This window comes from Pseudomonas sp. RW407 (assembly GCF_003176655.1).
Lineage (GTDB): Bacteria > Pseudomonadota > Gammaproteobacteria > Pseudomonadales > Pseudomonadaceae > Pseudomonas > Pseudomonas delhiensis.
In genome coordinates this window covers 164,138-179,758 of record NZ_QGSL01000088.1, presented here as the reverse complement: position 1 = coordinate 179,758, position 15,621 = coordinate 164,138, and the positions used below count along the sequence as shown (strand labels likewise).

13 protein-coding genes are annotated in these 15,621 nt (G+C 69.8%); all 13 read left to right on the top strand.

Going from position 1 to position 15,621, the window contains the following annotated elements; genetic code table 11:
* Positions 1-7 precede the first annotated feature (7 nt).
* The 13 genes from asd to DK254_RS07320 all read left to right on the top strand — a co-directional run bounded on the left by asd (position 8) and on the right by DK254_RS07320 (position 15,613).
* Complete coding sequence (gene asd, locus DK254_RS07380; RefSeq protein ID WP_109933258.1) at positions 8-1,120, top strand: aspartate-semialdehyde dehydrogenase; 1,113 nt, start codon at positions 8-10, stop codon at positions 1,118-1,120.
* A 228-nt stretch (positions 1,121-1,348) separates the two neighbouring features.
* The gene (locus DK254_RS07375; protein ID WP_256595823.1) at positions 1,349-2,503 is read left to right on the top strand and encodes a FimV family protein; all 1,155 of its coding nucleotides are present in this window, start codon (positions 1,349-1,351) and stop codon (positions 2,501-2,503) included.
* Positions 2,504-2,607: 104 nt separating this feature from the next.
* Complete coding sequence (locus tag DK254_RS07370; protein ID WP_109933257.1) at positions 2,608-3,600, top strand: aspartate-semialdehyde dehydrogenase; 993 nt, start codon at positions 2,608-2,610, stop codon at positions 3,598-3,600.
* A 168-nt stretch (positions 3,601-3,768) separates the two neighbouring features.
* On the top strand, positions 3,769-6,585 hold the full coding sequence (locus tag DK254_RS07365; protein WP_109933256.1) for a FimV/HubP family polar landmark protein: 2,817 nt from the start codon (positions 3,769-3,771) through the stop codon (positions 6,583-6,585).
* A gap of 162 nt (positions 6,586-6,747) precedes the next feature.
* Entirely contained in the window at positions 6,748-7,602 is an 855-nt protein-coding gene (truA, locus tag DK254_RS07360; RefSeq protein WP_109933255.1) for a tRNA pseudouridine(38-40) synthase TruA, read from the top strand.
* A 58-nt stretch (positions 7,603-7,660) separates the two neighbouring features.
* Positions 7,661-8,290: a phosphoribosylanthranilate isomerase gene (locus DK254_RS07355; protein WP_109933254.1), complete on the top strand. Its 630-nt coding sequence runs from the start codon at positions 7,661-7,663 to the stop codon at positions 8,288-8,290.
* A 225-nt stretch (positions 8,291-8,515) separates the two neighbouring features.
* Positions 8,516-9,391, top strand: a complete 876-nt coding sequence (gene accD / locus DK254_RS07350) for an acetyl-CoA carboxylase, carboxyltransferase subunit beta (RefSeq protein ID WP_089393764.1) — start codon at positions 8,516-8,518, stop codon at positions 9,389-9,391.
* Positions 9,388-10,668 (top strand): bifunctional tetrahydrofolate synthase/dihydrofolate synthase, encoded by a 1,281-nt coding sequence (gene folC / locus DK254_RS07345; RefSeq protein ID WP_109933253.1) that lies wholly within the window; start codon positions 9,388-9,390, stop codon positions 10,666-10,668. Before accD ends, folC begins: the two co-directional genes overlap by 4 nt.
* Positions 10,669-10,696: 28 nt before the next feature.
* Positions 10,697-11,380, top strand: coding sequence for an SPOR domain-containing protein (locus DK254_RS07340; protein WP_109933252.1), 684 nt, complete (start codon positions 10,697-10,699; stop codon positions 11,378-11,380).
* 91 nt (positions 11,381-11,471) lie between these two features.
* Entirely contained in the window at positions 11,472-12,014 is a 543-nt protein-coding gene (locus tag DK254_RS07335; RefSeq protein ID WP_109933251.1) for a CvpA family protein, read from the top strand.
* A gap of 101 nt (positions 12,015-12,115) precedes the next feature.
* Positions 12,116-13,621 carry an amidophosphoribosyltransferase gene (gene purF / locus DK254_RS07330; RefSeq protein WP_109933250.1) on the top strand — a complete coding sequence of 502 codons (1,506 nt, stop codon included), beginning with the start codon at positions 12,116-12,118 and terminating at the stop codon, positions 13,619-13,621.
* Positions 13,622-13,634: 13 nt separating this feature from the next.
* The gene (locus DK254_RS07325; protein ID WP_109933249.1) at positions 13,635-14,846 is read left to right on the top strand and encodes an O-succinylhomoserine sulfhydrylase; all 1,212 of its coding nucleotides are present in this window, start codon (positions 13,635-13,637) and stop codon (positions 14,844-14,846) included.
* 5 nt (positions 14,847-14,851) lie between these two features.
* Positions 14,852-15,613: an SDR family oxidoreductase gene (locus DK254_RS07320; protein WP_089393829.1), complete on the top strand. Its 762-nt coding sequence runs from the start codon at positions 14,852-14,854 to the stop codon at positions 15,611-15,613.
* The last annotated feature ends 8 nt before the right edge of the window (positions 15,614-15,621 follow it).

The window sequence follows — 15,621 nt, the reverse complement described above, 5'->3', positions numbered from 1 at the left end:
AGTAGCGATGAAGCGTGTAGGTCTGATCGGTTGGCGTGGCATGGTGGGGTCGGTGCTCATGCAGCGGATGCTGGAAGAGCGGGACTTCGACCTGATCGAGCCGGTGTTCTTCACCACCTCCAACGTCGGTGGCGAAGGTCCGTCCATCGGCAAGGACATCGCCACCCTCAAGGACGCCTACAGCATCGAGGAACTCAAGACCCTCGACGTCATCCTGACCTGCCAGGGCGGCGACTACACCAACGAAGTCTTCCCCAAGCTGCGCGAAGCCGGCTGGCAGGGCTACTGGATCGACGCCGCCTCCAGCCTGCGCATGCAGGACGACGCGGTGATCGTCCTCGACCCGGTGAACCGCCGCGTCATCGACCAGTCGCTGGACGCCGGCGCCAAGAACTACATCGGCGGCAACTGCACCGTCAGCCTGATGCTGATGGCCCTGGGCGGCCTGTTCGAAGCCGGCCTGGTCGAGTGGATGAGCGCCATGACCTACCAGGCCGCCTCCGGCGCCGGTGCGCAGAACATGCGCGAGCTGATCAAGCAGATGGGCGCGATCAACGCCGCCGTGGCCGACGACCTGGCCAACCCGGCCAGCGCCATCCTCGACATCGACCGCAAGGTCGCCGAGGCCATCCGCAGCGAAGCCCTGCCCACCGAGCACTTCGGCGCGCCCCTGGCCGGCAGCCTGATCCCCTGGATCGACAAGGAACTGCCCAACGGTCAGAGCCGCGAGGAATGGAAGGGCCAGGCGGAGACCAACAAGATCCTCGGCCGCTTCAAGAACCCGATCCCGGTGGACGGCATCTGCGTGCGCATCGGCGCCATGCGCTGCCACAGCCAGGCGCTGACCATCAAGCTGAACAAGGACGTGCCGCTGACCGATATCGATGGCCTGATCAGCCAGCACAACCCCTGGGTCAAGCTGATCCCCAACCAGCGCGAGATCAGCATGCGCGAGCTGACCCCGGCCGCCGTCACCGGCACCCTGAGCGTCCCGGTGGGCCGCCTGCGCAAGCTCAACATGGGCTCGCAGTACCTCGGCGCCTTCACCGTCGGCGACCAACTGCTGTGGGGCGCGGCCGAGCCGCTGCGGCGCATGCTGCGCATCCTGCTGGAGCGCTGATCGCCTCCCGCCCCGAAGACGCCGGCCCAGTGCCGGCGTCTTGCTTTGTACAGGCGGAAAAAGTCGATCACTCGACAGAACGGCGAAGTCGCCGGCGCCGGCGTCGTTTTCTGTGACGGAGCGCGGGCTGGCGCCCGGCGCCCTGTGATTATCCTCGCTGCCCGGCCCGTTGGGGCCGGCCGGCGGGCAGGGGCCGCCGGAGGGAGTCATCGACAGCAGGGGATGGGGATGTTCCGCTTCGCGCATTTGTTTCTGGCCGCCGCCGTCGCGGCCGCTTTCCTGCCGGCGCGCGCCAGCGCGCTGGAACTGGGGGATATCGCTTCGCAGGCCGCGCTGGGCCAGACGCTGGATGCACGGATCGAGCTACGCGGCATGGGCGACCTGGGCAGCGAGGACCTCAAGGTCAGCCTGGTGCCGCAGCAGGAGGCCGAGCGGCTGGGCATGGAGCCCAACTACGTCTTCCTTTCCGGGTTGCGCTTCACTCCGGAAGTCGGGCGCAACGGCCGCGGGGTGATCCGCGTGCGGTCCAGCGCCCCGGTGCGCGAGCCCTACGTCAACTTCGTGCTGCAGGTGGTCTGGCCGCAAGGGCGGGCCATGCGCGAATACACCCTGCTGCTGGACCCGCCGAACTACCAGGCCGTCGCCCAGGCGCCCAGCGCGCCGGTCGTATCCGCCGTACCGTCGGCGGCTATCGCACCGCCGGCGCAGCAGGTGCCCGTCAGTGCCGCGCCGGAGCCTTCGGGCGGCCACCGCATCGCTGCCGGCGATACCCTCTGGGCCATCGCCTCCCGCCACCGGCCGGCCGGGGATGCCTCGGTGATGCAGACCATGCGGGCGATCCAGGCGCTCAACCCGCAGGCCTTCCTCGACGGCAACGCCAACCGGCCGCGGGTCGGCGCCGTGCTGCGCCTGCCCGACGCCAGCCAGGTCCGTGCCCAGGGGCACGCCGCGGCGGTGAGCCACTTCCAAGCCCAGGAAGCCCGCTGGCGCGAACGCCCCCGCGCACTGGACGCCACCCGCAAGGCGGCGCCCGGCGCCGCGCCGGCCGTGGCGGAGGTTCGTGACAACCTGCGTCTGCTTTCCGGGCAGGCCTCGAAGCAGCCTCAGGCGAAGGCCGCCGCGGAGCGCCTGGCGCTGCTGCAGGAAGACCTGGACAGCGCGCGCCGCCAGGGCGAGGAGCTGACCAGCCGGATCGGCGACCTGCAGAGCCAGTTGGACAAGCTGAACAAGCTCATCGAACTCAAGGACGCGCAGATCGCCACCCTGGTGGCGCGCCTGGCGGCGCAGTCGCGGCAACAGGCCGCGGCCGAGCCGCCGGTCGCCGTGGCGGGCACCCCAACGCCGCAGGCGGCGCCGGCTGCCGCGCAGGAGACGGCCCGATAGGGTGAGGGCGAACGGCGATCGACGGCCGCGGGCGCGATTGCCTGGGCGGGGAAGGGGGCAGTAAAGTGCTGCGTCTTGTTTCCTTCTAGCCCATGGGATTTTCGATGTCCGTCGATGTTGCTGTAGTAGGGGCCACCGGTCTGGTTGGCGAAGCGCTGGTCGAGTTGCTGGAGGAGCTGGACTGCCCCGTGGCCGAGCTGCACCTGCTGGCCAGCGGCGAGTCCGCCGGCAAGAGCGTGCCCTTCCGTGGCCGCAACCTGCGGGTGCGCGAGCTGGACGGTTTCTCCTTCGCCCAGGTGAAGCTGGCGCTGTTCGCCACTTCGGCCGAGGTGGCCGGCGAGCACGCCGCGCGCGCCCTGGCCCAGGGCTGCACGGTGATCGACCTGAGCGGCAGCGTGGAAGGCGCCCTGGTGCTGCCTGCGCTGAACCCGGCCCGCCTGGGCGAGCTCAGCTTCCCGGCGCTGCTGCGCGTGCCCTGCGCCCCGGCCGCCGAGGTGGCCGAAGTGGTCGCCGCCCTGCGCGGCTGCGTCGAGTTGCAGGAGCTGTCGCTGACCGCCTGTCTGTCCGCCTCGCAGCTGGGCCGCGAAGGCGTGCAGGAACTGGCGCGGCAGACCGCCGAACTGCTCAATGCGCGCCCCGTGGAGCCGCGCCTCGTCGACCGCCAGTACGCCTTCAACCTGCTGGGCCAGGTCGGTGCGGCCGACGCCTCGGGCTACAGCGCCATCGAGCGGCGCCTGAACGCCGAGCTGAACGAACTGCTGCCGGAGCTGCAGGGCAGGGTGCAGGCGGATTGCCTGCTGGCCCCGGTGTTCTTCGGCGACGCCCTGAACCTCAACTTGCGCAGCGCCGTGCCGATAGCCTTGTCGCAGGTGCGGGCCGCTCTGGAGGCCGCCGAAGGCATCGAGCTGGTCGAGGACGATTACCCGACGGTGATCGGCGATGCCCTGGGCCAGGATGCCATCCAGGTCGGGCGGGTGCGTCAGGGGGCCGCTGGCCCCTGCAACCTCAATTTGTGGATTGCGTCTGATAATGTGCGAAAAGGCCTGGGGCTGAATGCTGCGGGCCTGGCTGCATTATTGATAAAACACTATCTGTAAAAGATACTTATCGAATATTTGAAGAAGCATTCTAGCTTGGCAATACTGGCTTGGACGGCCCTGGCGGGGGGAGATCACGGTGTTTTCGACGCCGCGATCGCAGGCGCCAGGCGCTCGGTCCGAAACGCACGAATCCAGAAGAAAGCTGTTAAAACAAGGGATTAGATTATGGTCCGGCTTCGTAAACTGGTGCAGGCAATTGCGGCTGCTTCTGCGTTGACCACCGGCATGGCTCACGCGCTGGGGTTGGGGGACATCCACCTGCACTCGGCGCTGAACCAGCCGCTGAATGCCGATATCGACGTGACGGACGTCCGCGACCTGTCAGCCGGCGAGATCATTCCCAAGCTGGCTTCGCCGGAGGACTTCAGCAAGTCCGGCGTCGATCGCAACTTCTTCCTCACCGGGCTCAAGTTCACCGCGGTGGTCCAGCCCAACGGCAAGAGCGTCATCCATGTGACCTCCGACAAGCCGGTGCAGGAGCCCTACCTGAACTTCCTCGTGGAGGTGCTCTGGCCCAGTGGCCGGGTGCTGCGCGAATACACCGTGCTGCTCGATCCGCCGCTGTACTCGCCGCAGGTGGCTGCCGCCGCCGCGCCGCGTGCCCCGGTTGCGGCGCCCGCACCCATCGCGCGCCAGCCCGTGGCCGCCGCCCCGGCCGCACCCCGCGCCGTGGAGCCGGCCCCCGCGGCCAGCGCGCCGCGCCAGGCCCGCCTGGACGGTAACGAGTACCGCACCGGTTCCCGCGACACCCTGTGGGAAATCGCTTCCCGCGCGCGTCCGGATGGCAGCGTGACCGTCAACCAGACCATGCTGGCCATCCAGGACCTCAACCCCGACGCCTTCATCGACGGCAACATCAACCGCCTGAAGAGCGGCCAGGTGCTGCGCCTGCCAGATGCCGAACAGATCCGCAGCCGCTCCGCCGGCGATGCCGACGTGCAGGTGCGCGAGCAGCGCAGCGCCTGGCGCGAGGGCCGCAGCCTGGCCGGTTCCTCCCGCCAGCTGGACGCCACCCGCCGCGCCAATGCCGGTGCGGCGCCCGAGCAGGCCGAGAGCAAGGACAACCTGCGCCTGGTCTCCGGCGAAGCCGGCAAGAACAAGGGTTCCGATAAGGGGGCGAAGAACGGCAAGGCGCTTTCCGACAAACTGGCCGTGACCCAGGAAAGCCTGGACAGCACCCGCCGCGAGAACGACGAACTGCAGGGCCGCATGACCGACCTGCAGAGCCAGCTGGACAAGCTGCAGAAGCTGATCCAGCTGAAGGACGCGCAGCTGGCTAAGCTCCAGGGCGAGCTGGCGACTCCGCCGCAGCCGGCCGCGCCGGGTGGCCAGCCGCCGGCGCCCGCTGCCGAAGCCCCTGCCGTGCCGGCTCCGGCTGCGCAGCCCGATGCCGCGCCTGCCGCCCCCGCTCAACCGGCACCGCCGACGGCCGCCAAGCCGGCCGAACCCAAGCCGGCGGCGCCCAAGCCTGCCGCACCGGCCCCGGCCGCCGAGAACCAGCCGGGGCTGATCGAGGAACTGCTGGCCAACCCGACCCTGCTGGCTGCCATCGGCGGCAGCCTGGTGCTGGTCCTGCTGCTGGTGCTGCTCCTGCTGCGCCGCCGCGCGGCCCAGGCCGAGGCCGCCAAGGTCGAGCCCGCGGTGAGCGGCCCGAGCGGGACGGACGAGCCGCTGGAACTGGCTGCCGGCGAATTCGACAGCCTGAGCCTGGCCGACGAGGACGTGACCCCGGCCAGCACGCCGGCCGTCGGCGAGAAGGTCGCCGCGCAGACCGGCGACCCGCTGGGCGAGGCCGACATCTACATCGCCTACGGCCGTTTCAACCAGGCCGCCGAACTGCTGCAGGGCGCCATCTACGACGAACCGCAGCGCGCCGACCTGCGCCTGAAGCTGATGGAAGTCCTGGCCGAGATCGGCGACCGCGAAGGTTTCGCCCGCCAGGAAAACGAACTGCGCGAACTGGGTGGCGCCGAGCCGCAGGTGGAGCAGCTGAAATCGCGCTACCCGGGCATGGTCGCGGCGGCTGCCGTGGCTGGTGGCCTGGCGGCAGCCGCCGCCAGCAGCGACGAACTGGAACACTTCAGTCTCGACGACCTCGACCTGACCCAGGACCACGCCGCGCCCGCCGAGCCTGTCGCGGCGGCCGCCGGTGACCTGGACGATGCCTTCGACCTGGGCCTGGACGACCTGCAGCTGGACGACGACCAGCCGCACCCCGCCACCGAGCCGCAAGCCAAGGCCGACGAGCTGACTCTCGAGGACTTCGACCTGGAAGCCGACCTGGGCCTGGATGCGCCCGCCGCGGCGGCCCAGCCGGCCCGGCCGGACGACGACTTCGCCTTCGACCTCGACCTCGACGACGACCTGGCGAAGGCCGCCCCCGTGGCGCCCACGGCCAGCGACGCGCTGGACGACTTCACCCTGGACCTGCCGGACGAGCCGGCGGCCCCCGCGGCCAAGGACGAGGACTTCCTCTTCGACCTGGGCGAGGAAGGCGCCGGGCTCGCCGCGAGCGCCGACGACGACTTCAGCTTCGACCTGGGGCCCGAGCCTGAGGCCAAGCCGGTCGAGGGCCTGGCGGACGACTTCGACCTGTCGCTGCCCGAAGAGGCCCCGCAGGAGCTGCCGGCCGACGACAGCTTCGCGGCGCAGCTGGACCAGGTCAGCGCCGAGCTGGACAAGCTCGCCAGCGACCTCGAGCGGCCGGCCAGCCCGGCGGCGCCGCTGGAAGACGGGATCGAGGCCGAGCCGTCGCTGGAGGCCGCTTCGCTGGACGCGTCCTCGCTGGATGAGGACGCGCTGGACGACGAGTTCGACTTCCTCTCCGGCGCCGACGAGGCCGCCACCAAGCTCGACCTGGCCCGCGCCTACATCGACATGGGCGACGCCGAGGGTGCCCGCGACATCCTCGACGAGGTCATCAGCGAAGGCAGCGACCAGCAGCAGAAGGAAGCCCGCGAGCTGCTCGAACGCCTGTCCTGAGCGCGGTGCGGGTGAAACGATGGCAGCCTCCGGGCTGCCATCGTCGTTTCGGCGGGGCGCAAATGCTGCGCCCGGTGGCGCGCCGGTCGAGGCGCATCGCCCAGGCGCGGCAATCCAGGCAGAATAGCGCGCTGGATTGCCTTTTCGGGATGGCCTGAGCAGTTGAACGAGTTCGAGAGCGCGGTGGGTGAGGTCGCCACCGCTGACGTCACCAGGATCGCCCTGGGCGTCGAATACAAGGGCGCGCGCTACCGCGGCTGGCAGCGCCAGGAGGACGGCGTGCCGTCGGTGCAGGGAGCGCTGGAGCGGGCCCTGTCCAAGGTCGCGGCAGAGCCGATCGGGGTGATGTGCGCCGGCCGCACCGACGCCGCGGTGCACGGCAGCGGCCAGGTGGTGCACTTCGACACCCGCGTCGAGCGGCCGCTGAAGGCCTGGGTGATGGGCAGCAACGCCAACCTGCCGGCGGACATCAGCGTGACCTGGGCCAAGGTCATGCCGGCGGACTTCCATGCGCGCTTCTCGGCGATGGCGCGGCGCTACCGCTACGTCATCTACAACGACCCGATCCGCCCGGCGCACCTGGCCGAGGAAGTCACCTGGAACCACCGGCCGCTGGACGTCGCGCGCATGCGCGCGGCGGCGGCGAAGCTGGTCGGCACCCATGACTTCACCTCGTTCCGCGCCGTGCAGTGCCAGGCCAAGTCGCCGATCAAGACGGTGCACCACCTGCAGGTGCTGGAGCACGGCCGCTTCATCGTGCTGGACGTGCGCGCCAACGCCTTCCTCCACCACATGGTGCGCAACTTCGCCGGGGTGCTGATGACGGTGGGGGCGGGCGAACGCGAGCCGGAGTGGGTCGACGAGGTGCTGGCGGCGCGCGACCGCCGCGCCGGCGGAGTGACCGCGCACCCCTTCGGGCTTTACCTGGTGCGGGTGGAGTACCCCGAGGCCTTCGAGCTGCCGCAGCGCTACCTGGGGCCACATTTCCTTTCATCTTTGCCCGATACGCTCGGCTGACGCTGTCCGGGGCATTTGCTACCATCGACGGATTGCTTTGAAGGAAGGTCGCCGCATCTTGTCCGCCGTTCGCATCAAAATCTGTGGCATTACCCGTGTCGAGGACGCCCTGGCCGCGGCCGAGGCGGGCGCCGACGCCATCGGCATGGTGTTCTACGCCAGGAGCCCGCGCGCGGTCAGCGTGCAGCAGGCGCGCGCCATAGTCGCGGCGCTGCCGCCCTTCGTCACCAGCGTGGGCCTGTTCGTCAACGCCAGCCGCTGCGAACTGGGCGAGATCCTCGATGCGGTGCCGCTGGACATGCTGCAGTTCCACGGCGACGAGAGCGCCGCGGACTGCGAGGGTTACCACAAGCCCTACCTGAAGGCGCTGCGCGTCAAGGCCGGCGACGACATCGCCGCGCAGGCCGCGCGCTACCCGGGGGCCGCCGGCATCCTGCTGGACACCTACGTCGAGGGCGTTCCCGGCGGAACCGGCGCGGCCTTCGACTGGTCCCTGATTCCCGAGGCCCTGCCGCGCCCGCTGGTGCTGGCCGGCGGCCTGAACGCCGGCAACGTCGCCGCGGCGATCCGCCAGGTGCGCCCCTACGCCGTGGACGTCAGCGGCGGGGTGGAGGCGGGCAAGGGGATCAAGGACGCCGGGAAGATCCGCGCCTTCATCCGCCAGTGCCGCGAGGCGGATTCGCGGTGAGGTGCATGTGACGGCGGGCGGTCTGCCGCCGTCATTAGGAGCTGTTGACGTTTTTGTCACGCCAGCGCCGACCCGTGTCGGCCTGGCGAAGGCGCCGCCCAGGGCGCGCCGCGATTTCGAGGGGCCGTGGCCGAGCCGCGGCGCCGATGGTGATTTTTTCTGCTCACGGGCAGGCGCAAGGCTTCGGGCCGCTGAGCGCACTGGCCCCGCATTGGAGAACAGAGCATGAGCAACTGGCTGGTAGACAAGCTGATCCCTTCCATCATGCGTTCCGAGGCGAAGAAGAGCTCGGTACCGGAAGGCCTGTGGCACAAGTGCCCGTCCTGCGACGCCGTGCTGTATCGGCCGGAGCTGGAAAAGACCCTGGACGTCTGCCCCAAGTGCGACCACCACATGCGCATCGGCGCGCGCACCCGCCTGGACATCTTCCTCGACGAGGAAGGCCGCGAGGAACTGGGCGCCGAGCTCGAGCCGGTGGACCGCCTGAAGTTCCGCGACACCAAGAAGTACAAGGACCGCCTGGCCGCCGCGCAGAAGGACACCGGCGAGAAGGACGCGCTGATCGCCATGAGCGGCAAGCTGCACGGCATGCCGGTGGTGGCCGCGGCCTTCGAGTTCTCGTTCATGGGCGGCTCCATGGGCTCCATCGTCGGTGAGCGCTTCGTGCGCGCCGCCAACTACGCCCTGGAGCACCGCTGCCCGATGATCTGCTTCTCCGCCTCGGGCGGCGCGCGCATGCAGGAAGCGCTGATCTCGCTGATGCAGATGGCCAAGACCTCCGCCGCCCTGGCGCGCCTGCGCGAGGAAGGCATCCCGTTCGTCTCGGTGCTGACCGACCCGGTCTACGGCGGCGTTTCCGCAAGCCTGGCCATGCTCGGCGACGTGATCGTCGGCGAGCCCAAGGCCCTGGTCGGCTTCGCCGGCCCGCGGGTGATCGAGCAGACCGTGCGCGAGAAGCTGCCGGAAGGCTTCCAGCGCAGCGAGTTCCTCCTCGAGCACGGCGCCATCGACATGATCGTGCACCGTGCGCAGATGCGCGACCGCCTGGCCAGCCTGCTGGCCAAGTTCACCCACGCTCCCAGCCCCGCCCTCGCAGGATGAGCCAGCGTTCCCTGGCCGACTGGCTCGGCTACCTCGAACAGCTGCATCCCTCGGCCATCGACATGGGCCTGGAGCGCTCCCGCGAGGTGGCCGCCCGCCTCGGCCTGGGGCGCCCGGCGCCGCGCGTGGTGACCGTCACCGGCACCAATGGCAAGGGTTCCACCTGCGCCTTCCTCGCCGAGTTGCTCGGCGAGCAGGGCCTGAAGGTCGGCGTGTACGCCTCGCCGCACCTGCTGCGCTACAACGAGCGTGTCCTCATCGAGGGCCGCGAGGCTTCCGACGAGGCGCTCTGCGAGGCCTTCGCCGCGGTCGAGGCAGCGCGCGGCGAAACCTCCCTGACCTACTTCGAGATGGGCACCCTGGCGGCCTTCTGGCTGTTCGAGCGCGCCGGTCTCGATGCCGTGGTCCTGGAAGTCGGTCTTGGCGGCCGGCTGGACGCGGTCAACCTGGTGGACGCCGACGTCGCCGTGGTCACCAGCATCGGCCTCGACCATGCCGAATGGCTGGGCGACACCCGCGACAGCGTGGCCTTCGAGAAGGCCGGCATCTTCCGCGCCGGCAAGTCGGCCGTGTGCGGCGACCTGGAACCACCGCAGCCGCTGCTGGACCAGGCCCGCGCCCTGGGCACGCCGCTGCTGCTGCGCGGCCGCGACTTCGACCTGGCCATCGGCGAGCACGACTGGCACTGGCACGGCCGCGGCGCCGACGGCACACCGCTGCGCCTGCACCACCTGAGCCTGCTCGACCTGCCCATGGAGAATGCCGCCCTGGCGCTGCAGGTCTATGCGCTGCTGGACCTGCCCTGGCAGCCCGAGCGCCTGCTCGCGGCCCTGCAGCGGACCCGCGTGAGCGGCCGCCTGGACCGCCGCGTGGCGCACCGCCAGGGGCAGCCGCGGCACCTGCTGCTGGACGTCGGGCACAACCCCCATGCCGCCGACTACCTGGCCCGCCGCCTTGCCGCGCGGCCGCCGAAGGGGCGTCGCCTGGCGGCTTTCGGCCTGCTTTCGGACAAGGATCTGGGCGGGGTGCTGGAACCCTTGCTCGGCTTGGTGCAGGATTGGGCCGTCGCCCCCTTGCCCACGCCGCGCTCGCGCCCGGCCGGCGAGCTGGCGGCAGCCTTGCTTGCGCGTGGCGCGCAGGCCAGTGTGCATGAGGACATCGCCACGGCGCTCGAGGCACAGTGCGCCAAGGCGACGGCGGACGACGAGATCCTGGTGTTCGGCTCCTTCTACAGCGTGGCGGATGCCCTGAGCTGGCTGGACGGCAACCAGGACTGACAAGCGGTCAAGAAACGGGGGAGTGGCAATGGCTTTGCTGGATAAGGGGCTCAAGCAGCGGATCGTCGGTGCGCTGGTGTTGCTGGCGCTGGCGGTGATCTTCCTGCCGATGCTGTTCAGCCGCCAGGACGAGGTGCGCCAGGTGACGGTCGACGCCCCGGCGATGCCGAAGACGCCGGCCATGCCCCCGGTAGACGTGCAGCCGACCGCGGTGCCGGAGCCCCAGGCCCCGGTGGCTGAAGCCTCGCAGGCGCCCGCCGCCCAGGCCCAGGTCGAGGCGCCGGTGATCAGCCCCGCCCCAGCCGTGCCGGCCACCGCGCCCTCGACACCTATCGCCAGTCTGCCGCAGGCACCGGCCCAGCAGCCCGCCGCCCCGGCGCCGCGCCCGGCCGCGCCGGCCCAGCAACCGGCCACGCCGCCGGCCCAGGCCAGTGCGCCCGCCGCCCCGGCCCAGCGCCTGGATGCCGACAAGCTGGCGGTGAGCTGGTCGGTGCAACTGGCCAGCCTGTCCAACCGCGCCCGCGCCGAGGAACTGCAGAAGTCCCTCCGCAGCCAGGGCTACAACGCCTACGTGCGCAGCTTCGACGGCATGAACCGGGTCTTCGTCGGGCCGGTGATCGAGCGCGCCGAGGCCGACCGCCTGAAGGAGCAACTGAGCAAGCAGCAGAAGCTCAACGGCTTCGTGGTGCGCTTCCAGCCCGAACGCGGCTGACACCGATGAGCGGCTCCCGATGCATCGGGGGCTCCGCTAAAGCCCGGGGCTCTGCTAAAATGCGGGGCCTTTTTCGTTTCTGGGCCGCAACGTGGCATTTACCTGGGTCGATTGGACGATGGTCGGCATCGTCGTCATTTCCAGCCTGATCAGTCTGAGCCGCGGCTTCGTCAAGGAAGCCCTGTCCCTGCTCACCTGGATTGTCGCGGGTGCGGTCGCCTGGATGTTCGGCGGCGCACTGGCCGAGCATCTCGCGCCTTACATCCAGCTGCCGTCCGGCCGCATCATCGCTGCCTGCGCGCTGCTTTTCGTGGTCACCCTGCTGCTGGGGGCGCTGGTCAATTTCCTCATCAGCGAACTGGTCCGGGTGACCGGCATGTCCGGCACCGACCGCGTGCTCGGCATGGCCTTCGGCGGCGCCCGTGGCGTGCTGCTGGTGGTGCTGCTGGTCGGCCTGCTGAGCCTGGCGCCGGTGCAACAGGACCCGTGGTGGCAGCAGTCGGTGCTGCTGCCGCACTTCCTGCTGGTCGCCGACTGGTCGAAGAACATCGTCCTCAACCTGGCCGGGCACTGGTTCGCCAGTGGCCAGCTGGCACCGCCGGTCGGGATGGGGAGTATGCTGCCCGGCCAGTGATGGCCGGGCCAGGGTGGCGCCGAGGCGCCGCCCGACGCCGGCCCCGATGGGGCGGCGGGAACGGATTTTTTAGCCTGTAAACCAACTAGGGGTTGCGTCGCATGTGTGGCATCGTCGGTATCGTGGGCAAGTCGAACGTCAATCAGGCGTTGTATGACGCGCTCACCGTTCTCCAGCATCGCGGCCAGGACGCTGCCGGCATCGTCACCTGTCAGGACGACAGGCTCTACCTGCGCAAGGACAACGGCCTGGTCCGTGACGTCTTCCAGCAGCGCCACATGCAGCACCTGGTGGGCAAGGTCGGCATCGGCCACGTGCGCTACCCGACCGCCGGCAGCTCCAGCTCGGCCGAGGCCCAGCCGTTCTACGTCAACTCGCCCTACGGCATCACCCTGGCGCACAACGGCAACCTGACCAACGTCGAGCAACTGGCCAAGGAGATCTACGAGTCCGACCTGCGCCACGTCAACACCAACTCCGACTCGGAAGTGCTGCTCAACGTCTTCGCCCATGAGCTGGCGGTGCGCAACAAGCTGCAGCCCACCGAGGAAGACGTCTTCGCCGCGGTGGCCGGCGTGCACGCCCGCTGCGTCGGCGGCTACGCCGTGGTGGCGATGATCACCGGCTACGGCATCGTCGGCTTCCGCGACCCCAACGCGATCCGCCCGATCGTCTTCGGCCAGCGCCACACCGAGAACGGCGTGGAATACATGATCGCCTCGGAAAGCGTGGCCCTGGACGTCCTCGGCTTCACCCTGATCCGCGACCTGGCCCCGGGCGAGGCGGTGTACATCACCGAGGAAGGCAAGCTGTTCACCCGCCAGTGCGCGGCCAACCCGAAGTACTCTCCGTGCATCTTCGAGCACGTCTACCTGGCCCGCCCGGATTCGCTGATGGACGGCATCTCGGTGTACAAGGCGCGCCTGCGCATGGGCGAGAAGCTGGCCGAGAAGATCCTCCGCGAGCGCCCGGAGCACGACATCGACGTGGTCATCCCGATCCCGGACACCAGCCGCACCTCCGCCCTGGAACTGGCCAACCGCCTGGGCGTGAAGTTCCGCGAGGGCTTCGTCAAGAACCGCTACATCGGCCGCACCTTCATCATGCCCGGCCAGGCCGCGCGCAAGAAGTCGGTACGCCAGAAGCTCAACGCCATCGAGCTGGAGTTCCGCGGCAAGAACGTGATGCTGGTGGACGACTCCATCGTCCGCGGCACCACCAGCAAGCAGATCATCCAGATGGCCCGCGAGGCCGGGGCGAAGAAGGTCTACTTCTGCTCCGCAGCTCCAGCCGTGCGCTACCCCAACGTCTACGGCATCGACATGCCGAGCGCCCACGAACTGATCGCCCACGACCGCAGCACCGAAGAGGTGTGCGAGCTGCTCGGCGCCGACTGGCTGGTCTACCAGGACCTGTCGGACCTGATCGACGCGGTCGGCGGCGGCAAGATCAAGATCGAGCACTTCGACTGCGCGGTCTTCGATGGCCAGTACGTGACCGGCGACGTCAACGAAGCCTATCTGAACCGGATCGAGCAGGCGCGCAACGACGCGACCAAGGCCAAGGCCAACGCGGTCAGCGCCATCATCGACCTGTACAACGACTGAAGGAGAGCAGGGGATGGCACAGGAATGGGAAGCCGGTCGCCTGGACAGTGACCTGGAAGGCGCGGCCTTCGACACCCTGGCGGTACGCGCCGGGCAGCAACGCACCCCGGAGGCGGAACACGGCGAAGCCCTGTTCCCCACCTCCAGCTACGTGTTCCGCAGCGCCGCCGACGCCGCCGCGCGCTTCGCCGGCGAGGTGCCGGGCAACGTCTACTCGCGCTACACCAACCCGACCGTGCGCACCTTCGAGGAGCGCATCGCCGCCCTGGAAGGCGCCGAGCAGGCGGTGGCCACCTCCACCGGCATGTCGGCCATCCTCTCGCTGGTGATGACCCACTGCAGCGCCGGCGACCACGTGCTGGTCTCGCGCAGCGTATTCGGCTCGACCATCAGCCTGTTCGAGAAGTACTTCAAGCGCTTCGGCGTGCAGGTGGACTACCCGCCGCTGAGCGACCTCAAGGCCTGGGAAGCGGCCATCAAGCCGAACACCCGGCTGCTGTTCGTCGAGTCGCCGTCCAACCCCCTGGCCGAGCTGGTGGACATCGCCGCCCTGGCCGAGATCGCCCACGCCCATGGCGCGCTGCTGGCGGTGGACAACTGCTTCTGCACCCCGGCGCTGCAGCAGCCACTGAAGCTCGGCGCCGACGTGGTGATCCACTCGGCGACCAAGTACATCGACGGCCAGGGCCGCAGCATGGGCGGCGTGGTCGCCGGCAGCCGCAAGCTGATGGAAGGCGTGGTCGGCTTCCTGCGCACCGCGGGCCCGACCCTCAGCCCGTTCAACGCCTGGATCTTCACCAAGGGTCTGGAAACCCTGCGCGTGCGCATGCAGGCGCATTGCGCCGCGGCCCAGGACGTGGCCGAGTGGCTGGAACAGCAGCCGGGCATCGAGCGCGTCTACTACGCCGGCCTTGCCAGCCACCCGCAGCATGAGCTGGCCAAGCGCCAGCAGAAGGGCTTCGGCGCGGTGGTCAGCTTCGAGGTGAAGGGCGACAAGGCCGCGGCCTGGCGCTTCATCGACGCCACCCGGATGATCTCCATCACCACCAACCTGGGTGACACCAAGACCACCATCGCCCACCCGGCGACCACCTCCCACGGCCGCCTGTCGCCGCAGGAGCGCGCGAACGCCGGCATCCGCGACAACCTGATCCGCGTCGCGGTGGGCCTGGAAGACGTCGACGACATCAAGAAGGACCTGGCACGAGGCCTGGCGGCACTGTGAGCGACCTGGCATCGATCATCGGCAACGGCAAGGTCGCGCTGGTCACCGGCGCGGCGCGGGGCATCGGCCTGGGGATCGGCGCCTGGCTGATCGCCGAGGGCTGGCAGGTGGTGCTGGTCGACCAGGACCGCGAGCGCGGCGCCAAGGTCGCCGAGGCGCTGGGCGACAAGGCCTGGTTCATCGCCCTGGACGTGTCCCAGGAGAGCCAGGTGGCGCAGACCGTGGCCGAGGTGCTCGGGCAGTTCGGCCGCCTCGACGCCGTGGTGTGCAACGCGGCCATCGCCCGCCCGGGCATCACGCCCCTGGAGAGCCTGACGCTCAACGAGTGGAACCGCACCCTGGCGGTGAACCTCAGCGGCCCGATGCTGCTGGCCAAGCACTGCGCGCCCTACCTGCGGGCGCACCAGGGCAGCATCGTCAACATCGCCTCGACCCGCGCGCACCAGTCCGAACGCAGCTCCGAAGCCTACGCGGCGAGCAAGGGCGGCCTCCTGGCGCTGACCCACGCGCTGGCCATGAGCCTGGGCCCGGAAATCCGCGTCAACGCGGTCAGCCCCGGCTGGATCGACGCCCGCGATCGCCACGAGCGCGAAGCGGTGCCGCTCACCGAGCTGGATCACGACCAGCACCCGGTCGGCCGCGTCGGCACGGTGGAAGACGTCGCCGCGCTGGTGGCCTGGCTGCTGGGCGACAACGCCGGCTTCGTCAGCGGCCAGGAGTTCGTCGTCGACGGCGGCATGACGCGCAAGATGATCTATCTCGACTGAGGCCGGGA